The sequence below is a fragment of the Magnetospirillum sp. genome (assembly GCA_027532905.1).
In the GTDB taxonomy this organism is placed as follows: domain Bacteria; phylum Pseudomonadota; class Alphaproteobacteria; order CACIAM-22H2; family CACIAM-22H2; genus Tagaea.
Genome location: JAPZUA010000002.1, coordinates 932,371 through 950,470 on the forward strand (window position 1 = coordinate 932,371; position 18,100 = coordinate 950,470).

Consider the following 18,100-nt stretch of genomic DNA (forward strand, 5'->3'; position numbering starts at 1 on the left):
TGAGGATCAGGGCGGCGAAACGACGGCGATGTCCACAATCTTGCGCGAGCCGGCCGCAATCGGGCCGATGTCAGTCATGCGCCCGCTTGCGACGGCAAAGGAGAAAAGGCGATTGGCGACGACGGCAAACGACCTATAGACCGTCATGCTTTTGTCGGTGTGGATGTCGGCCGCATCGATACGCGATTCCGCCGGCAAGCCCAAGGGTGCGATCGAATTGAGCGTGCCGGCATTCGGCGGATCCTGGATCGCATAGAAGCCGTGGCCGGAATCGAAATCGAACAATTGGGTCTGAGTCGTGCCGGCGACCGAATTGAGATAGGCAGCGGCCGTCACGAGCGGCAGCTTGCCGGCATTTGCATCGCCCTCGGCATAGGCGATGCGCCCGTCGACGGCCGTTTCGCCGGTATCGACATTGACGCGCAGACTCTGACCCGACGGGCCGATCACGCGCAGGCGATTGGCCTGCGGATTGAAATCGACCACGGCCGATTCGGCGATCTCGAGCGGCACCGACAGGGTCGAAACTTTTTCGGTCATGCCCGTGCGCGCATCGATGCGGTAGATCCCGCCCGCGGCATCGAGCCCGTAAAGCTTGAGATCGGCCGGGCGCAGATCGATGCCGAGCAGGCGCGCAGCGGTTGCCTGCACCGCCACCATCGACGTCATGGCTGGATTGGCGGAATCGAACAGCACCAGTTCGTTGCGGTCGGTCAGCGCCACAATATCGAGCGCTTCGGCGCGCCCGGCACCGAGCGCCAAAGCGCCTGCCAGAATTGCGGCTGCGATCTTCATGTGGTCCCCCCAGGGTTGCGGTTGAAGATACGCGAAAACTACGCCCCGGCGGCGTTGCCGGATCAGCCCGAAAGTTTAGCCTTGAGGATTTCGTTGACCTTGGCCGGGTTGGCCTTGCCGCCCGTCCCCTTCATGACCTGGCCCACGAACCAGCCGAACAACGTCGTCTTGCCCGCCCGATACTCGTCCACCTTGGCTGCGTTTTCCGCCATCACCTTGGCGATCGCAGCATCGATGGCGCCGGTATCCGTAACCTGCACAAGGCCCTTTTCCGCAACGATGCTGGCCGCATCCTTGCCGGTCTCGACCATGAACTGGAACACGTCCTTGGCGATGCGCCCCGAAATCGTCTCGTTTTCGATGAGATCGAGGAGCCCCGCGAGGTTCTTCGCGCCGACGGGCGAATTGGTTACGTCCACGCCCTTTTTGTTCAGCGCCCCGAACAGTTCGACGATGACCCAATTGGCCGCGAGCTTGGGGTCCTTGCGGCCCTTGGCGACGGTTTCGAAGAAATCGGCCTGTTCCTGCTCGGCCACCAGCACGCCCGCATCGTACGGGCTGAGCTTGTAGGCATCGACAAAGCGCGCCTTTTTGGCATCAGGCAACTCCGGCATCGACGCTTTGATGCGCGCGATCGCCTTGGGATCGAGGATCAAGGGCAGCAGATCGGGGTCGGGGAAATAGCGGTAGTCGTGCGCATGTTCCTTCGAGCGCATCGAGCGTGTGACGCCGCGCGCCACGTCCCACAGGCGCGTTTCCTGGCGGATGGATTCGCCCGCCTCCAGCGCTTCGACCTGACGGTTGGCTTCGTATTCGATCGCCTGCATCACATGGCGGATCGAATTGACGTTCTTGATCTCGTTGCGCGTGCCGAACTCGGTAACGCCCACTTTGCGCACCGAAACGTTGGCGTCGCACCGCATCGAGCCTTCTTCCATGTTGCCGTCGCAGGTCCCGAGATAGCGCAGGATCGCGCGCAGCTTCTTGAGATAGGCCCCCGCCTCTTCGGGCGAGCGGATGTCCGGCTCCGACACGATCTCCATCAGCGCCACACCGGAGCGGTTGAGGTCGATATAGCTCTTGGTCGGGCTCTGGTCGTGCATCGATTTGCCGGCGTCCTGCTCGAGATGCAGGCGCGTGACGCCGATCGTCTTGGTGGTGTCGCCCGGCAGGTCGATCACGAGCCGTCCGCCCGACACGATGGGGCGCGTGTACTGGCTGATCTGATAGCCCTGCGGCAGGTCGGCGTAGAAATAGTTTTTGCGATCGAACACCGACACTTCGTTGACCGTGGCCTCGATGCCGAGGCCAGTCTTGATTGCCTGTTCGACAACATAGCCGTTGATGACCGGCAGCATGCCTGGAAACGCCGCATCGACGAGGCTCACCTGCGCATTCGGCTCGCCGCCATACGTAGCCGAAGCGCCCGAAAACAGCTTCGACTGCGAGACGACCTGCGCATGGACTTCGAGGCCCACGACGATTTCCCAAGAACCCGTTTTGCCTTCGATGATCATCGTCTTACGCTCCCGGCCGCGCTTTGAAATTTGCGGCCGTCTCAAGCACGCCGCCCACACGGAACAAGGTCGGCTCGTCGAACGGCTTGCCGATCAGTTGCAGGCCCAGCGGCAACCCCTCGCCCGACAGACCGGCCGGAACCGACATGCCCGGCAACCCCGCAAGATTGACCGGCACCGTGAACACGTCGTTCAAATACATCGCGATCGGATCGTCGGCCTTGTCGCCGATGCCGAAGGCAGCCGACGGTGCGGTCGGCGTCAAGATCACGTCGCATTTCTTCCAGGCTTCCTGGAAGTCCTGGAAGATCAGCGTGCGGACCTTCTGCGCCTTCAGATAATAGGCGTCGTAATAGCCCGCCGACAGCACATAGGTGCCGATCAGAATGCGGCGCCGCACCTCGGCGCCGAAACCGGCTGCGCGCGTATTCTCGTACATCTCGTCGAGGGTGTTGCCGGGCACGCGCAGCCCGTAGCGCACGCCGTCGTAGCGCGCGAGGTTCGACGACGCTTCGGCGGGGGCAATGATGTAGTAGGTCGGCAGCGCGTATTTGGTGTGCGGCAGCGAAATCTCGACGGGCTCGGCACCCGCCGTCTTCATCCAATCGATGCCCTGCTGCCAGAGCTTTTCGATTTCCGCCGGCATGCCGTCGACGCGATATTCCTTCGGGATGCCGAAGCGCAAGCCGCGAATGTCGCCGGTCATGGCCGCTTCGTAATTCGGCACCGGCAGCGGCACCGAGGTCGAATCCTTGGCATCGTGCCCGGCCATCGCCCCCAGCATGATCGCGGCATCGCGCACGTCGCGCGTCATCGGCCCCGCCTGGTCGAGCGACGAGGCGAACGCGACAATTCCCCAGCGCGAGCAGCGGCCGTAGGTCGGCTTGATGCCGACAATGCCGGTGAAACTCGCGGGCTGGCGGATCGAACCACCTGTGTCCGTACCCGTCGCACCCGCCACGATGTGAGCGGCAACCGACGCGGCCGAGCCGCCCGACGAACCGCCGGGAACAAGATCCTTGCCGTCTTTGCGCTTCCATGGGTTCTTCACGGGCCCGAAATAGCTCGTGATATTGGCCGAGCCCATCGCGAACTCGTCGAGATTGAGCTTGCCCAACATGACAGCACCCGCATCGAACAGATTCTGCGACACGGTCGATTCGTAGGGCGGCTTGAAGCCTTCAAGAATGTGGCTGCCGGCCGTGGTCTGCACGTCCTTGGTGCAGAACAGATCCTTGATGCCGAGCGGCACGCCCTCGAGCGCGCCGCCCTCGCCTTTGGCAAGCTTGGCGTCGGCGCTTGCGGCTTGTGCAAGCGCTACATCCGGCGTTTCGAGGATGAAGGCGTTGAGCGCGCGCTGCTTTTCCATCGCGGCCAAATAGGTGTCGGCCACTTCGCGCGCCGAGAATTTGCGCGCCTTCAAACCATCGCGAAGCTGGGCAATCGTCAGATCATTGAGCGCGCTCATTATTCGACCACCTTCGGCACGGTGAAAAAGCCGCCCATTTCCTCGGTCGTCGAGACGCGTACGGGCTCGGTTGCGTTGGCGAGGATCTTGTTGGGATAGCCGCCGTCGGTGACTTGGTCCGCACGCTGCGGCATGACCATTTCGACCGTCGACGTCATCGGCTCGACGGCCGACGTATCGAGCGTTTTGAGCTGCTCGACCCAGTCGAGAATTGTGTTGAGCTCGCCTGCGATGCGCACCTGTTCGTCGGGTGCGATCTTGATGCGCGCCAATGTGGCAATGCGGGCAACGGTAGCCGGATCGAGCGACATGCTGTATGTCTCGCTTTGGGCCTTGAAAAGATGGTGAAAACGGGCCGGGAAGCTAACACTCGACATGCCGATCCGCAACCCCAGCGACCTGTTGGCCGAACTGCCGGAAAAGACCTGTCTTTTGGGCCTCGATCCCGGCGAGAAAACCATCGGCCTTGCCGTTTCGGACCCGAATCTGACCATCGCCTCGCCGCTCGAAACGATCGAACGCGCGCGCAAGGCGAGCGCCGACTATGCCCGCATCGCCGAGGTCGCACTCGTGCGCAAAGTCGGCGGCTTCGTCGTCGGCATGCCGACCAATATGGACGGCTCGCTGGGGCCCCGCGCACAATCGGCTCGCGCGTTTGCGCGCAATCTCGTGGCGCGCATCGACCTGCCGCTGGTCTTTTGGGACGAGCGAATGTCGACGCAAGCCGTCACGCGCACGCTGATCGAAGCTGACATGAGCCGCGCCAAGCGTGCGGCTGTCGTCGACAAAATGGCGGCCGCGTTCATCCTGCAAGGTTTCCTCGACTGGATCCGGATCGGGCGATGAGTGCGGTTCTGGCCGCCATCGCCCCGATCTTCGGTCTAATCGCTCTTGGCTGGCTGCTCAAACGCACTTTGTTTCCGAGCCCCGATTTTTGGGTGCCGATCGAAAAACTGACCTATACCGTGCTGTTTCCTGCCCTGCTGATCGCCTCGATCGCCACGGCACGATTGGAGGGGCCCGCCACGCTGCGCTTGATCGCGGCGGCACTCGGCACCCTTGCCGCAATCGCAACCCTGATGTTTTTGCTGCGGCGTGTGCTCGGGCTCGACGGACCGGCTTTCACCTCTGTGCTGCAAGGCAGCATTCGCTTCAACACCTACATCGCCCTTGCCGGTGCGGCCGGTCTCTACGGCACACGCGGTTTGGCCGAAATCGCGATCGTGCTGGCGGTCGCTATCCCGTTCGTAAACGCAATCAGCATCTATGCGTTGAGCGCCTACGGTGCCCGCGACGGAGACGCCAACGAAGCCGCCAGTCCGTGGCGCGAGCTTGTACGAAATCCATTGATCGTAAGCTCGGCTGTGGGGCTGCTGCTGGCGATCGCCGAGCTGCCGCTGCCGGCCTTCGCGAGTGCAATGCTCGACATTCTCGGGCGCGGCTCTCTGTCGCTGGGTTTGCTCACGGTCGGGGCGGGTCTCGTCATCAGCAATATCGGCCGGCAAATGCGCGGTGTGGCGATCGCGTCGATAGCCAAGCTTGCGCTTGCGCCGCTCTTGGCCTTTGCCGCCGCGCGATATTTTGAGCTCGCCCCAATGTCGGCGGGCATTCTCGTGCTGTTTGCAGCGCAACCCACCGCGACGACCGCATATATCCTGGCGCGGCGCCTCGGCGGCAACGGCGAACTGATGGCCGCAATAATCGCTTTGCAGACGCTGCTTGCGGCATTGACCCTGCCGCTTGCGGTCGCGTATCTGATGTAGGGGCATAGCCCACTCCGCCTGCAAGGATCGAAGCGCCGCATGGAACTGCTGGAAATCGTTTTGGGCATGCTGGTCGTGGCGGTGGTGCTGGCGCGGTTTTCGGAAACGCTGCGCGTGCCCTACGCCGTGCTGCTCGTCGTCGCGGGCATGGCGCTCGCCTTCGTGCCGGGCTTGCCGACCGTCGATTTCGATCCGCAGCTCATCATGGCGCTGTTCTTGCCGCCGTTGCTGTTTTCGTCGGCCTACTTCACGTCGTGGCGCGACTTTAAACTCTACCTGCGGCCGATCTTGAGCCTCGCGATTGGGCTTGTACTGGCGACCACACTCGGTGTGGGCATCGCGCTGAAACTGCTGCTGCCCGAGGTGCCGTGGGCGGTGGCGTTCCTGCTCGGCGCCATCGTGTCGCCGCCCGACGCGGTTGCGGCCGCTGCGATCATGGAAAAGCTGCGCCTGCCCAAGCGTATTGTGGCCATCCTCGAAGGCGAAAGCCTCGTCAACGACGCAACGGGCCTCGTTCTCTACAAATTCGCATTGGCGGCGGCCTTGTCCGGCATGTTCTCGGCGGTCGAAGCCGCGGGAACTTTCGTGATCTACGCGGTCGGTGGTTGCGGTATTGGCTATGCGGTCGGCCTCATCGCCGTGTGGACGCTCAAGCGCTTGCACGAAACCCAGCTACAGATCGCCTTCACCTTCATCGTACCGTTCGTGGCGTACCTTGCCGGCGAAAACGTACATGTGTCGGGCGTGCTCGCGGTCGTGGTGGCGGGCCTCGTCGTCGGTTGGCACGCGCCGGAGTTCTTTACGGCCGAAGCGCGTATCCAGGGGCAGACCGTCTGGGCGTCCGTCGTGTTCGTGCTCAACGCGCTCGTATTCATTCTGATCGGGCTGCAGCTCGACGGGATCGCCGAGCGCCTTGCCGCCTATTCGGGTTCGCATTTGCTGTGGTTGGCGACGTGCGTTTCGGCGGCCGCGATCGCAATCCGGATGATTTGGGTCTTCCCCAATACGTATCTGCCGATGCTGTCGGCATCCATCCGGCAGCAGGAAGGCGGTGTCCCGCCTGTCGGTTGGGTGGTCATCGTCGGCTGGACCGGGATGCGCGGCGTTGTGAGCCTCGCCGCTGCCCTCGCGATTCCGCAGACCATGGCCGATGGATCTGCCTTCCCGGCCCGCGATCTCGTGGTGTTTCTGTCGTTTGCGGTGATCTTCTCGACGCTCGTCGTGCAGGGAACCACTTTAGGCCCGCTGATCCGCTGGCTCGGCGTGGGCGGCGACCGCAATTTCGAGCGCGAAGAAGAGTCTGCGCGGCGCAAACTTGCGCACGCCGCCTTGGTCGAGATCGACCGGCTCGCGGCCGAGGACATGGTGGCGATGGAAGTCGCCCCCAATCTGCGTCGGGGCTACGAAGCGCGCTTGCGCGCCGAGAAACCGACCCAGCACGACCGCGAACTCGACGCGGCCCGCCGCCAGGCTCGCCGCGTGCGTCTCGCCGTCGTTGCGGCCGAACGGCGACGCCTGCTCAAGCTGCGGCGCGAGCGCGAAATCGGCGACGACGTGCTGCACAAGCTGATGCGCGAGGTTGATCTCGAAGAAATGCGGCTTTCGAATCGCAGTCAGGATTAGCGCAAGAAGCCGCTGATCGCATCGTAAAGAAGCTTCAGGCCGCCGAGCAGCAGCAGCGTGTAGCAGACCAAATAGAGCGTGGGTTCGGCGATGCGGTCATGCCATTTGCGCCCCATCCACACGCCGAGCGGCACGGTGGGTGCGAGCGCCAACGCGGTCCACAAAAGATGCGGCTCGAGCGCGCCGAGCCACATATAGGGACCGATCTTGATCGTGTTCCCCATCGCGAAAAACGCCGCTGCCGTGCCCGCGAACACCGTTTTGTCGAGCCGCTGGCGCAGCAGATAGATCTGCAAAGGCGGCCCGCCCGAATGCGCCACGAATGTCGTGAAGCCGGCCATGCTGCCCCACAGCATGGCGCTTGGAAAACTCGGAAGCGTGGGCGGCGGCAACGGCGCCGTGCTCCGCAAGAGCCGGTTCGCAAACCAGCGCAAGGTGAAGACCAGCGTGATCAGCGCGATGGCGAGCACCACATAGCGCTGGTCGACATAGACGAAGGCCAAAAATCCGAGCCCGAGCCCGACGAGCAAGGCCGGTGCGAGCCGCACGAGATTCGGTTTGCTCCAGGTGCGCGGCGGATAGGCGTTCAGCGCGAACACATCCTGCAATGCAACCAAAGGCGCCATAACGATCGCGGCATCGAGCGGGTCCATGACAAGCGAAAGAAACGGAATCCCGAGCGTCGCAAAACCGCCGCCGAAACCGCCTTTGAGGAACGAGATGACGAAGATCGTCGTTGCGGCAACGAGATAGAATGTCGGATCGGTCGGCAAACCCATGGCGCTACAGTGATTTGCCTGCACAGCGCCTGCAAGACAAACCTATGTGCTGCAAATCATTTATACACGTCAGATACTTATGAGGCTGTCACAGGTCTGCAATATCGGCAATTTGCCGGCTTCCCAATGGCTTCAAGGGCTTGGCTTACTGCGCTTGACCCCCTTGGCGCGAGCGCCTAGACCTGAGCCTCGAAAACGAAAGACGGATCCCATGTCGTCGATCAAATCGGTTATTTCCGCACTTTGCGGCCGCCAGTTCAGCTGGCTTTATTTGTCGTCCGAGCCGGACCGTTAGCGTTCCGAGCGAACGCGCATCTGCGCTCCGTCCAAGTTATGTGCAATTGAGAGTTACAAGGACTGGCTCCGCAACGGGGGCCGGAACGGTGTCATGTTTTTCGATACGATCGATTTCTCCGCGCGCCGCCCGACGGTGCGAGCGCGCATCCCCGCCGTGCGCGGTCGCCTTGTCGGTATGCGCAAAGCCGAAGTGTGCGTCGTGGGTGCAGGCTATGCGGGCCTGTCCAGCGCCTTGCATTTGGCGCAAGCCGGCTACGACACAGTGGTGCTCGAAGCCGACAGCGTGGGTGCAGGCGCGTCCGGGCGCAATGGCGGCCAAGTCATGCCAGGTTATGCCGCCGACCCGCACGCCTTGCTGGCTGCCCTGGGGGCACGGCCGGCATCGCAGCTCTGGGCTTTGTCGGTCGAAGCTGTCGCCAAGACACGCGCCCTTGCCGGCACGAGCTGCGACATCGACGCGAAGGTCGCAATCGTCGCGGCCGACCGTGCGAGCCATGCCGAAATCGAACGCGCCGTTGCCGTGCGCCGCGACGTTTTCGGCGACCGCCTAATCGCGTTGCACGACGCGCCCAGCCTTGCCCGCGCGGTTGCGGTCGCAAACCAGCAAGGCGGCGCCATCGATGCGCGCGCCTTCGCCCTCGACCCGCAGAAATACGTGCAGAGCCTTGCAAAGCGCGTGCGCGAGGCCGGCACCACGATCCACGAGGCAAGCCCTGCCCTGCGGCTTTCGCGGGCCAACGGAATGTGGACGATCGACACGCCGACGGGCAGCGTGCGCGCGGCCCACGTCGTACTCGCGGCCAACGTCGACAATGCGGGCCTTGCGACCGATACCAATCGCCTCGCCGCACCGGTGCGCACTTTCATGCTCGAGACGGCGCCCTCGCCCCTGGTCGGCCGAGCGCTGGCGGGCGTTGCCGCCGGTTTCGACACGACCGCAAGCCTGCACTATTTCCGGCGCACGGCCGACGGGCGTCTGCAGTTCGGCGGCGGCGGCTGGCCGGGCCGCATCGCCCCGCCGCTCGCCGATATGTATCTGCGGCGCAAGATGGCGCGCGTGTTCCCGCAGCTCGCCCATCTGGCGGTGGCACGCCAATGGAGCGGCCTCGTCGACGTGACGACCGACGGCTTGCCGCGCTTTGCGCGCGCGGACGGCCTCATCCGCCTGTTGGGCTTCTGCGGCCACGGCATCGCGCTGGCAACACTCGCAGGCCAGCTCGTTGCGGACGCGATCGACGACCAGTCGGACAGGCTTGCCCTGTTCACGCGGCTCGACCAGAAACGCAATTGGCCGACGGCAGCGGGCCGAACCGCACAGCTCGCGATTCAAAGCTTTGCGCCGTCAATGGCGCGGTTCCTCAAGCTGGCCAGCGCATAAAGCTTGCGCGAGCTCGGGCAAGGCGGCAAATTCCGCCGCCTTCCCGCCCTCGTCGCTTTAAAGGTCCTGCTTGCCCATGCCCGCTCTGCCGCTGACCGGTCTTCGCGTGTTCGACCTTACGCGCATTCTCGCAGGTCCGAGCTGCACGCAGCTGCTGGGCGATCTCGGGGCCGACGTGATCAAGATCGAACGCGCGGGTGCCGGCGACGACACGCGCAAATGGGGGCCTCCTTACGTCAAAGACGCGGCCGGCAACGACACGTCGGAGAGCGCTTATTATCTATCGGCCAACCGCAACAAGCGGTCGATCACGCTCGATTTGTCGAAACCCGAGGGCCAGAAACTGGCGCGCCGGCTGATCGCCAAATCCGACATCATGATCGAGAATTTCAAGGTCGGCGATCTCGCCAAATTCGGGCTCGACTACGCCACGCTGTCGCGCGAGTTCCCGCGTCTTGTGTACTGCTCGATTACCGGTTTTGGCCAGACAGGGCCTTACGCGCCGCGCGCGGGCTACGACATGCTGGCCCAAGCTCTCGGCGGCATCATGTCGATCACCGGGCCTGCGCATGATGGCCCCGGCAGCCAGCCCTACAAAGTGGGGGTGGGCATTGCCGACCTCATGACCGGCATGTATGCGGCCGTAGCGATCCTCGCGGCCTTGCGCCACCGCGACAGTACGGGCGAAGGCCAGCATATCGACATGGCCCTCCTCGACACGCAGGTTGCGTGGCTAGCCAACGAAGGGCTCAATTATCTCGTGTCCGGCAAGACGCCCGTGCGCCGGGGCAACGCGCACCCAAACATCGTGCCCTACGAAGTCTTCGCTTGCGCCGACGGTTTCGTCATTCTGGCGATCGGCAATGACGGCCAGTTCGCCAAATTTTGTGCCTTTGCCGGTCGCGCGGAGCTTGCCGCAGATCCGCGCTACGCAACCAACCCTGCGCGAGTCGCCAACCGCGCCGAACTCGTGGCGATCGTGAACGGCATTACGGGTGCGAAACCGCAGAGCCATTGGGTCGAAGGCCTCGCGAAAGCCGGCGTGCCGTGCTCGCCCGTCAACGACATCGCGCAGGTTTTCGAAGACCCGCAGGTCAAAGCGCGCAACATGCAGATCGCGATGCCGCACGCCTCGGGCCAGGACGTGCCTTTGATCGCAAGCCCGATCAAGATGTCGAAGACGCCGCCCGCATATCGCCATCCCCCGCCCACCTGCGGCCAGCACACCGACGCGATCCTTGAAGAGCTTCTGGCACTTTCGTCGTCCGAAATCGCCGCCTTGCGCAAAGACGGCATCGTCTGATGGCGTATTCGGCCGATTTGTGGAGCGGCCTCCTGCTGCTGATCGGCGTCGCCTTCCTCGTCGCAGGCCTGCTTGTGGCAAGCCGGCGCCGCCCGACCGACACGGCGGGCGGCCGCTGGCTTGTGAGGATCGGTGCCATTGTACTTTTCGGTGGTATATGCTTGACAATCCTCGGTGTATTTCGTGAAGTGACGCGATGAGTCGCGTTTCGACATCCTCGATCTGGCGCGAGATTGCGCTCTGGCTTGCCGCACTTGCCGTGTTTGTGCAGGCGACGACGCTGTCGGCGCACTTGGCGCATGCGGCGGCAGGCCAGCCGCATGCGGTTCTGTGCTCGGGCGACATGCTGCCCGACGACGGGATGGCGCCGGCGAGAATGGCCTGCCCAATCTGCCAGGTGCCGCAGACCGGCGGCTTGCTGCCGCCGGTCTGCGCAAGCGCTTTGCCAATTGTTTTCGATGGCCGCCCGATCGAATTCGCCGTCGTATCGGCGCCCGCACCGCAGAAGCTGCGCCTGCATCAAAGCCAGCCGCGAGCCCCCCCAGGCTTACCCGAGAAAATCTAGTTCGAAGATTCTCGCGTTCGATCCACCTGGAGATACGAAAATGTTGAAGACCGTTCATGCGGCGGCCCTTGCGGCCGCTGCTCTTGGCTGCGTGCTCGTTGCTGGCCATGCCACTGCCCATGTCACACTCGAACAGCAGCAAGCCGTTGCCGGCAGCACCTACAAGGCGGTGCTGCGCGTGCCGCACGGCTGCGAGGGCTCGCCCACAATCCGACTGCGCGTGCAGATCCCCGACGGCATGACCAACGTCAAACCGATGCCGAAGGCGGGCTGGGAGCTTTCGACCGTGCGCGGCAAACTCGCCACACCGGTTGCGGGCGACCACGGCGCGCAAATCACCGAAGGTGTGCGCGAGGTGGTCTGGAGCGGCGGTCGCCTCCTCGACGAGCACTACGACGAGTTCGTGCTGCGCGGCACACTGCCCAACAAGGCGGGGGAAACGATCCATTTCCCGACCGTGTCGGAATGCGAACGCGGCGTGGAGCGCTGGATCGAGATTCCGGCCGCCGGAAAGTCGTCCGGCGACTATCGCTTCCCTGCCCCGTCCTTGCGCCTGACGCCGCGCAATTGAGCGGCAGCCGCAAAAAACGCATTGGCCATGCCGCGATCCTCGCGATCGCGGCATGGCTTTGGGCGTCGGCGGCCTTTGCGCACGCCGTCCTGCTCGGCACGTCGCCTGCCGACGGGACGGCGCTGGCGCAGAGTCCGCAACGCATCGTGTTCGCGTTCAACGAAACGGTCGTGCCCGCCGATGTGCGGATCCTCGATGCCAACGGAACGCTGCATGCGGGGCCAACAGGTGCGGAAGTCAAAGACGGTGCGGTAACGCTGACGCTCGCGGCACCCTTGCCGCCGGGCCAGTATGTCGCAGCCTATCGCGTTGCCTCGGCGGACACGCATCCGATCTCCGGCGCCATTCGCTTTTCGGTCGGCGAAACGGCACCCGACATATCGGGCACGATCGACAACACCGACTACGCGGATCGCTGGACGGCACTCTCCATCATCGTGCGCTTCGTGCGCGATACGGGCCTTGCCGTCGGAATCGGCGGCGCATTTTTTGTTCTGCTGGTCGCTCCGGCCGCGACGGCGATCGCATCGATCCGGTTGGCCCTCGGTGCGGCGGCCTTGGCGAGCCTCGCGGGGGCCATGGTCGCCGGTGCGCGTCTGGCAGCGCCAACCTCGCCCCTGTCGCCATCGTTCTGGCAAACGACCTTGAGCCTTTCGGCCGCGGTTGCCGCCGCTACCATTCTGCTTGGCCTCTTTGCTTCGTGGTTCGCACTGCGGATGGGGTCGAAAACGCTGGCGCTCCTCGGCCTTGTCTTGGCCGCACTCGGCACCGCGCTGACCGGCCACGCCGCAACCGGCGACAGCGTCGCGTTGCTTGCGCAGACCGCGCATAGTCTTGCCGCCTTCGTGTGGCTCGGTGCGCTGGTGCCGTTGTTGCGCCTTGCGCAAACCGCTTCGGCGCCCGCAATTCAAATAGCAGCACAGCGTTTTTTGGGGCTGGCGCTCGCGATCGTGCCGATCGCCCTAGCGGGTGCCGTCATCCTTGTCGTCGCCCGCGTTCCGATCGAACTCGCGGGATCGGCCTATGGTCTTTTGGCTTTGGCGAAAACCGTGCTGCTGGGAGGTCTGCTTGCTGTGGCAGCCCAAAACCGCTGGCGCTTGGTGCCGAAGCTCGTTGCCGACACGGCCGCGCGCGTGCACTTCGTGCGAAACATGCGCATCGACATCCTATTGGCAGCGGCCCTGCTTGGCGTCACGGCCCTGCTGAGCCACACCCCGCCGCCGAGCCATAGTGCGCTACACGCGCACGCACCCTCGGCCGGCCGATCGGTTGCCCTTATGCGCGAGGGCCATCAACTGACCGTCGTGGTCGAGGGTGCGACGATCGATCTCTATCTCGCAGCACCCGACCTTTCGGCCTTCGACCCGCTCGAGACGATTCTGGCGATTTCGCAGCCCGGCCTTGGCATCGAAACGTTGAAGCTGCCGCTGCAGCACCGCGCGCCCGGCCACTACCAGGCGCGCTTGAGCGGCATCGCCGCGCGCGGCAAATGGCAGCTGCGTGTCGAAGCGCTCGTGACGGATTTCAAGAAGATCCTGTTCGAAACCGAAATCGATCTCGGATCAGCGTCCAGCTAGGCGCACATTCTCGGCTTCGAGCGCGCGTGCGATGTCGGCCGCGAGCAGCGATGCTGCCTTGTGTCCAAGCTCGCCCGATGGACCGCCATTCGTCAAAGCCAGCAGCTTGTCGATTGCGGCCGCACACTGCGCTGCCACCGCATGGCTTTCCGATGCCGAAGGGCTTGTACGAGTCGTCAGATCGGGCGGGGTTGCTTTGGCCATGGGACGAACTTGGCATGCAATGGTTAACAATTGGTTTCGTTGCCAAATTCACGATACGCAACGCGCTGCTTGCGGGCGCTGTGGCCTGTCGATATAACGCCGCTTTAATGTCTCAAAGTGCATTTCCCGTCGGCCGACTGCGTCTGCGCCATCTCTTGGGCATCGAAGGCCTATCTGCCGAGGAAATCACGCTCCTTCTCGACCTCTCCGAATCCTACGTCGAACAGAACCGCGCGCGCGGCGGCAAAAGCAGCCTGCTGCGCGGTCGCACCATCATCAATCTGTTCTTCGAGAATTCCACGCGCACGCGCACTTCATTCGAGCTTGCGGGCAAGCGCCTGGGCGGCGACGTTGTGAACATGTCGGCCGAAGTTTCGTCCATCAAAAAGGGTGAGACCCTGATGGACACGGCCGTCACAATGAACGCAATGCTGCCCGACGTGCTGATCGTGCGCCATCCGGACTCTGGGGCCGTCAAGCTCCTGTCGGAGAAAGTGGACTGCGCGGTCATCAACGCGGGCGACGGCACGCACGAACACCCGACCCAAGCGCTGCTCGACGCGCTCGCCATCCGCCGCCACAAGAAGCGCCTGCAGGGGCTGCTCGTGGCGATCTGCGGCGATATTCTGCACAGCCGCGTGGCGCGCTCGAATATCCATCTTCTGGCCACGATGGGGGCACGCGTGCGCGTCGTCGGCCCGCCGACCTTGATGCCGACGGCGATCGCACGCATGGGCGTGGAAGTGTTCCACGACATGCGCAAAGGCCTTGAAGGCGTTGACATCGTGATGATGCTGCGCCTGCAGACCGAGCGCATGCAGGGCAATTTCGTGCCGTCGGTACGCGAGTATTTCCGCCATTACGGCCTCGACTACGAAAAGCTCAGCGTGGCCAAGCCCGACGCGCTGATCATGCATCCGGGCCCGATGAACCGGGGCGTCGAAATCGACAGCGAAGTCGCCGACGACGTCGACCGCTCGCTCATTCGCGAACAGGTCGAGATGGGTGTCGCCGTGCGCATGGCGTGCCTCGATCTGCTCACGCGCAATCTCGTTTCCAACACCGGCGGTGCGACGTGAGATATCCCGACGGCGTTGTGCCGGCCAAAACGCCGGGCGGACGCGGCGGCCCGCCAGTCGCCTACGTGAATGCGCGCCTCCTCGATCCGGCCTCGAATCTCGACGCCCTGGGCGGCATGGTTGTTCGCAACGGCCAGGTCGCGGAAATTGGCGCCCATTTGGCGGCCGCAGGCGCTCTGGCCGCCGCCGGCCCCGCAGGCATCGAAACGATCGATTGCGGCGGCATGTGCCTTGCCCCCGGCCTCGTCGATATGCGCGTGCAACTGCGCGAACCCGGCGAGGAGCACAAAGAAACGATTTCGACCGCGAGCGAAGCGGCGGCTGTGGGCGGCATCACGACGATGGTCGCGCTGCCGAACACGCGACCCGCGATCGACGATGCGGCCCTGGTCGAATCGGTCGCACGCCTCGCGCGCGAAACGAGCCTCGTGCGCGTACATACTTACGCGGCCGTCACGCGCGGCCTCAACGGCAAGGAAATGACCGAGTTCGGCCTGCTCGCAGCCGCCGGCGCTTTGGGCTTTACCGACGCCACGCACGCCGTCGCCGATCCGCAATTGCTACGCCGTGCCCTTTCCTATGCGCGCACGTTCGGGAAAGCGATCATCCAGCATCCCGAAGAACCGATCCTGTCGCGCGGCGCGATGAACGAGGGCGAGTTGTCGACTCGCCTCGGCATTCCAGGCTCGCCCGCGATGGCCGAGATCATCCAGATCGAGCGCGACATCCGCATTGCCGAACTCACCGGCGGGCGCCTGCATTTCTCGAACGTCACGACCGCCCAAGGCCTTGCCGCGATCCGCAACGCCAAAGCGCGCGGCCTTGCGATCACGTGCGACACCGCCCCGCATTATTTTGCGCTCAACGAGATGGCGCTCAGCGACTACCGCACGTTTGCGAAAGTCTCCCCGCCCCTGCGCAGCGAAGACGACCGCCGTGCTGTGATCGAAGCCCTCAAGGACGGCACGATCGACGCGATCGCGTCCGACCATTCACCGCACGACCAGGATTCCAAACGCCTGCCGCTCGCCCAAGCCGCGTTCGGCACGGTCGGGCTCGAGACGCTGCTGCCGATCGTGCTCGAGCTAGTGCACAACAAGCAGCTCGGCCTGCTCGAAGCGCTCGCGAAGATCACGAGTGCGCCCGCCGCCTTGCTCGGGCTCAAGGAGGGGCGCCTTGCAAAAGGTCTTGCCGCCGACTTCGTCGTGTTCGACCCGGCAGCCCCTTGGAAGATCGAAGCCAAGCGCCTGCAGTCCAAATCCAAGAACTCCGCGTTCGACGACCGGCTCGTACAAGGGCGCGTGCTGCGCACGGTCGCCGCCGGCATTCCCATCCATATCGCAAGCTAGGGCATCGCCTTGTTCGATCCCGATACGTTGGCGCTGGCTTGGCCCTATCTGGGGACAGCCCTCGTTGCTGGCTATCTGCTGGGCTCCGTGCCCTTCGGCCTCGTGCTAACGCGTGCGGCAGGCCTTGGCGACATCCGCAAGATCGGCTCGGGCAATATCGGGGCCACCAACGTGCTGCGCACCGGCAACAAGGCGCTGGCCCTCGCAACCTTGGTGCTCGATTCCGGCAAGGGTGCGATTGCGGTCCTGATCTTGCGCGCGATCTGGGGACCCGATACGGCGCTGGTCGCCGGCTTCGGCGCACTGCTCGGGCATCTGTTTCCGGTGTGGCTCGGCTTCAAAGGCGGCAAGGGTGTGGCAACTGCGCTGGGAACCCTGATCGCGTTCTCTTGGCCGATCGGGCTTGCGGCCTGTGCCACTTGGGCGCTCGTGGCGGCCGTGTTTCGCTTCTCCTCGCTTGCAGCGTTGATCGCGGTCGCGGCAGCGCCCGTGTTCGCCTGGTATCTGCCGATCCTGTGGGCGCCGGGCCAGGAGTTGGGCGGCGACCTGCAATTGGCCGGCTTTGCCGCCGCGATGGCGATCCTCATTTGGGTCAAACACAAAACCAACATTGCGCGGCTGCTGACCGGAACCGAACCGAAAATCGGCCAGAAGAAGGCGCCGCCGACCGAGGGTTGACGACCGATTGCAGGCACGGCCAAAATCGGCCGATGTCAGCAAGCAACCTTACCGACGACGAGCGCTGCCAATGGTTGCGCCTGATCCGCACAGAGAATGTCGGCCCCATCGCGTTCGGCCAATTGCTGAGCCGCTACGGCAGTGCTGCGGCGGCCCTTGCCGCCATTCCGGATCTCGCGCGGCGGGCCGGCAAACGCAGCATCCGCGTCGCGACGCTTGCCGAAGCCCAAGCCGAAATCGCCGCCTTGGCGAAACTCGATGGCCAATTTGTCGCCAAGGGCGAGCCCGACTATCCCCCGCTACTGGCCGAGATCGAAGATGCACCGCCGCTGCTGGCATTGCGCGGCTTTGCGCATGTCTGGAAGCGCCCGTGCATCGCCATCGTGGGCGCGCGCAACGCGTCGCTGAACGGCCAGCGCTTTGCGCGCGACTTGGCGCAAACGCTCGGTGAGGCCGGGCTCACGGTCGTCTCGGGCCTTGCGCGCGGCATCGATACATCGGCCCATGCGGGGGCGCTGGCAACCGGTACAGTTGCGGTCATGGCCGGCGGCATCGACCATATCTACCCGGCCGAAAACAAGGAACTCTATGGGCGGATTGCGGCCCAAGGGGCGGTCGTTTCGGAGATCCGCTTTGGCGAAGTTCCGCAAGCCCGCCACTTCCCGCGCCGCAACAGGATCGTCTCGGGCATGTGCCGCGGCACCTTGGTCGTCGAGGCGGCGTTGCGCTCGGGCTCGCTGATCACGGCACGCCTCGCGGGCGATCAGGGCCGCGAGGTTTTTGCCGTACCCGGCTCGCCGCTCGACCCCCGCGCGCGCGGTGCGAACGAGTTGCTGCGCCAGGGGGCAACGCTCGTCGAAACAGCCCAGGACGTGCTGGATGTCTTCAGTCGTTTGCACCTGGAATCGCCCAAGTTTTCACCTGAGAAACCGCCAGCAAGCAATTATAAAATAACGGAAAAGGAAATCTCCGACGCGCGCGATTCGATCTACCAAGCCCTGGCCCCATCGCCGACGTTAGTTGACGAAATCGTGCGCGAGTGCCAATTGTCCGCCCCCGTCGTCCTGGCCGCCTTGCTCGAATTGGAGCTTGCCGGCCTCGTCGACAGACATCCGGGCGGCCGGGTTTCGCGTCGGGTTTAGCGAAAATCGACC

Annotated in this window: 19 protein-coding genes; 13 read left to right on the plus strand and 6 right to left on the minus strand. The window is 64.1% G+C overall.

The genetic code is table 11. The features are described 5' to 3' along the window. Positions 1-6: 6 nt before the first annotated feature. The 4 genes from O9320_12490 to gatC form a co-directional block, all read right to left on the minus strand. Complete coding sequence (locus O9320_12490) at positions 7-795, minus strand: DUF4394 domain-containing protein (GenBank protein ID MCZ8311666.1); 789 nt, start codon at positions 793-795, stop codon at positions 7-9. Between the two features lie 62 nt (positions 796-857). Then, the gene (gatB, locus tag O9320_12495; GenBank protein ID MCZ8311667.1) at positions 858-2,312 is read right to left on the minus strand and encodes an Asp-tRNA(Asn)/Glu-tRNA(Gln) amidotransferase subunit GatB; all 1,455 of its coding nucleotides are present in this window, start codon (positions 2,310-2,312) and stop codon (positions 858-860) included. A gap of 4 nt (positions 2,313-2,316) precedes the next feature. Beyond that, complete coding sequence (gene gatA / locus O9320_12500) at positions 2,317-3,780, minus strand: Asp-tRNA(Asn)/Glu-tRNA(Gln) amidotransferase subunit GatA (GenBank protein ID MCZ8311668.1); 1,464 nt, start codon at positions 3,778-3,780, stop codon at positions 2,317-2,319. Next, positions 3,780-4,091, minus strand: coding sequence for an Asp-tRNA(Asn)/Glu-tRNA(Gln) amidotransferase subunit GatC (gene gatC / locus O9320_12505; GenBank protein ID MCZ8311669.1), 312 nt, complete (start codon positions 4,089-4,091; stop codon positions 3,780-3,782). The genes gatA and gatC overlap by 1 nt, the downstream gene beginning before the upstream one ends. A 64-nt stretch (positions 4,092-4,155) precedes the next feature. On the opposite strand from gatC, the gene ruvX reads away from it, so the two are divergent. From ruvX to O9320_12520, 3 genes are read left to right on the plus strand one after another with little or no spacing between them, the layout of a single operon-like run. Beyond that, entirely contained in the window at positions 4,156-4,626 is a 471-nt protein-coding gene (gene ruvX, locus O9320_12510) for a Holliday junction resolvase RuvX (GenBank protein ID MCZ8311670.1), read from the plus strand. Continuing rightward, positions 4,623-5,543, plus strand: coding sequence for an AEC family transporter (locus O9320_12515; protein ID MCZ8311671.1), 921 nt, complete (start codon positions 4,623-4,625; stop codon positions 5,541-5,543). Before ruvX ends, O9320_12515 begins: the two co-directional genes overlap by 4 nt. 39 nt (positions 5,544-5,582) lie before the next feature. Continuing rightward, complete coding sequence (locus O9320_12520; GenBank protein ID MCZ8311672.1) at positions 5,583-7,166, plus strand: Na+/H+ antiporter; 1,584 nt, start codon at positions 5,583-5,585, stop codon at positions 7,164-7,166. Here the strand turns inward: O9320_12520 and O9320_12525 are convergent. Further along, positions 7,163-7,945 (minus strand): sulfite exporter TauE/SafE family protein, encoded by a 783-nt coding sequence (locus tag O9320_12525; protein MCZ8311673.1) that lies wholly within the window; start codon positions 7,943-7,945, stop codon positions 7,163-7,165. The two genes, O9320_12520 and O9320_12525, sit on opposite strands and share 4 nt — an antisense overlap. A gap of 388 nt (positions 7,946-8,333) precedes the next feature. On the opposite strand from O9320_12525, the gene O9320_12530 reads away from it, so the two are divergent. The 6 genes from O9320_12530 (at position 8,334) to O9320_12555 (ending at position 13,636) form a co-directional block, all read left to right on the plus strand. Next, complete coding sequence (locus O9320_12530; protein MCZ8311674.1) at positions 8,334-9,620, plus strand: FAD-binding oxidoreductase; 1,287 nt, start codon at positions 8,334-8,336, stop codon at positions 9,618-9,620. A gap of 76 nt (positions 9,621-9,696) precedes the next feature. After that, entirely contained in the window at positions 9,697-10,923 is a 1,227-nt protein-coding gene (locus O9320_12535) for a CaiB/BaiF CoA-transferase family protein (protein ID MCZ8311675.1), read from the plus strand. After that, entirely contained in the window at positions 10,923-11,123 is a 201-nt protein-coding gene (locus tag O9320_12540) for a hypothetical protein (GenBank protein ID MCZ8311676.1), read from the plus strand. Before O9320_12535 ends, O9320_12540 begins: the two co-directional genes overlap by 1 nt. Then, positions 11,120-11,488: a hypothetical protein gene (locus O9320_12545; protein ID MCZ8311677.1), complete on the plus strand. Its 369-nt coding sequence runs from the start codon at positions 11,120-11,122 to the stop codon at positions 11,486-11,488. Before O9320_12540 ends, O9320_12545 begins: the two co-directional genes overlap by 4 nt. Positions 11,489-11,528: 40 nt before the next feature. Then, entirely contained in the window at positions 11,529-12,059 is a 531-nt protein-coding gene (locus tag O9320_12550) for a YcnI family protein (GenBank protein MCZ8311678.1), read from the plus strand. Then, a complete protein-coding gene (locus O9320_12555) occupies positions 12,056-13,636 on the plus strand; it encodes a copper resistance protein CopC (protein ID MCZ8311679.1) in 1,581 nt (526 codons plus the stop codon). Before O9320_12550 ends, O9320_12555 begins: the two co-directional genes overlap by 4 nt. Here O9320_12555 and O9320_12560 read toward each other — a convergent pair. Next, complete coding sequence (locus tag O9320_12560; protein MCZ8311680.1) at positions 13,622-13,840, minus strand: hypothetical protein; 219 nt, start codon at positions 13,838-13,840, stop codon at positions 13,622-13,624. The two genes, O9320_12555 and O9320_12560, sit on opposite strands and share 15 nt — an antisense overlap. Positions 13,841-13,947: 107 nt before the next feature. Between O9320_12560 and O9320_12565 the strand changes: the two genes are divergently transcribed. The 4 genes from O9320_12565 to dprA are packed head-to-tail and all read left to right on the plus strand — an operon-like array spanning position 13,948 to position 18,088. Then, positions 13,948-14,919: an aspartate carbamoyltransferase catalytic subunit gene (locus O9320_12565; GenBank protein MCZ8311681.1), complete on the plus strand. Its 972-nt coding sequence runs from the start codon at positions 13,948-13,950 to the stop codon at positions 14,917-14,919. Further along, positions 14,916-16,268 carry a dihydroorotase gene (locus tag O9320_12570; protein ID MCZ8311682.1) on the plus strand — a complete coding sequence of 451 codons (1,353 nt, stop codon included), beginning with the start codon at positions 14,916-14,918 and terminating at the stop codon, positions 16,266-16,268. Before O9320_12565 ends, O9320_12570 begins: the two co-directional genes overlap by 4 nt. A gap of 27 nt (positions 16,269-16,295) precedes the next feature. Then, complete coding sequence (gene plsY, locus O9320_12575; GenBank protein MCZ8311683.1) at positions 16,296-16,946, plus strand: glycerol-3-phosphate 1-O-acyltransferase PlsY; 651 nt, start codon at positions 16,296-16,298, stop codon at positions 16,944-16,946. Between the two features lie 32 nt (positions 16,947-16,978). Beyond that, entirely contained in the window at positions 16,979-18,088 is a 1,110-nt protein-coding gene (gene dprA / locus O9320_12580; GenBank protein MCZ8311684.1) for a DNA-processing protein DprA, read from the plus strand. Positions 18,089-18,100 lie beyond the last annotated feature (12 nt).

Bases quoted from the DNA above. Each gene is read 5' to 3' on its own strand.
- gatC (MCZ8311669.1), bottom strand. From the start codon at position 4,091: ATGTCGCTCGATCCGGCTACCGTTGCCCGCATTGCCACATTGGCGCGC.
- O9320_12565 (MCZ8311681.1), top strand. From the start codon at position 13,948: ATGTCTCAAAGTGCATTTCCCGTCGGCCGACTGCGTCTGCGCCATCTC.
- O9320_12535 (MCZ8311675.1), top strand. From the start codon at position 9,697: ATGCCCGCTCTGCCGCTGACCGGTCTTCGCGTGTTCGACCTTACGCGC.
- O9320_12490 (MCZ8311666.1), bottom strand. From the start codon at position 795: ATGAAGATCGCAGCCGCAATTCTGGCAGGCGCTTTGGCGCTCGGTGCC.
- gatB (MCZ8311667.1), bottom strand. From the start codon at position 2,312: ATGATCATCGAAGGCAAAACGGGTTCTTGGGAAATCGTCGTGGGCCTC.
- O9320_12530 (MCZ8311674.1), top strand. From the start codon at position 8,334: ATGTTTTTCGATACGATCGATTTCTCCGCGCGCCGCCCGACGGTGCGA.
- ruvX (MCZ8311670.1), top strand. From the start codon at position 4,156: ATGCCGATCCGCAACCCCAGCGACCTGTTGGCCGAACTGCCGGAAAAG.
- O9320_12525 (MCZ8311673.1), bottom strand. From the start codon at position 7,945: ATGGGTTTGCCGACCGATCCGACATTCTATCTCGTTGCCGCAACGACG.
- O9320_12550 (MCZ8311678.1), top strand. From the start codon at position 11,529: ATGTTGAAGACCGTTCATGCGGCGGCCCTTGCGGCCGCTGCTCTTGGC.
- O9320_12520 (MCZ8311672.1), top strand. From the start codon at position 5,583: ATGGAACTGCTGGAAATCGTTTTGGGCATGCTGGTCGTGGCGGTGGTG.
- gatA (MCZ8311668.1), bottom strand. From the start codon at position 3,780: ATGAGCGCGCTCAATGATCTGACGATTGCCCAGCTTCGCGATGGTTTG.
- O9320_12560 (MCZ8311680.1), bottom strand. From the start codon at position 13,840: ATGGCCAAAGCAACCCCGCCCGATCTGACGACTCGTACAAGCCCTTCG.
- O9320_12515 (MCZ8311671.1), top strand. From the start codon at position 4,623: ATGAGTGCGGTTCTGGCCGCCATCGCCCCGATCTTCGGTCTAATCGCT.
- O9320_12540 (MCZ8311676.1), top strand. From the start codon at position 10,923: ATGGCGTATTCGGCCGATTTGTGGAGCGGCCTCCTGCTGCTGATCGGC.
- dprA (MCZ8311684.1), top strand. From the start codon at position 16,979: ATGTCAGCAAGCAACCTTACCGACGACGAGCGCTGCCAATGGTTGCGC.
- O9320_12545 (MCZ8311677.1), top strand. From the start codon at position 11,120: ATGAGTCGCGTTTCGACATCCTCGATCTGGCGCGAGATTGCGCTCTGG.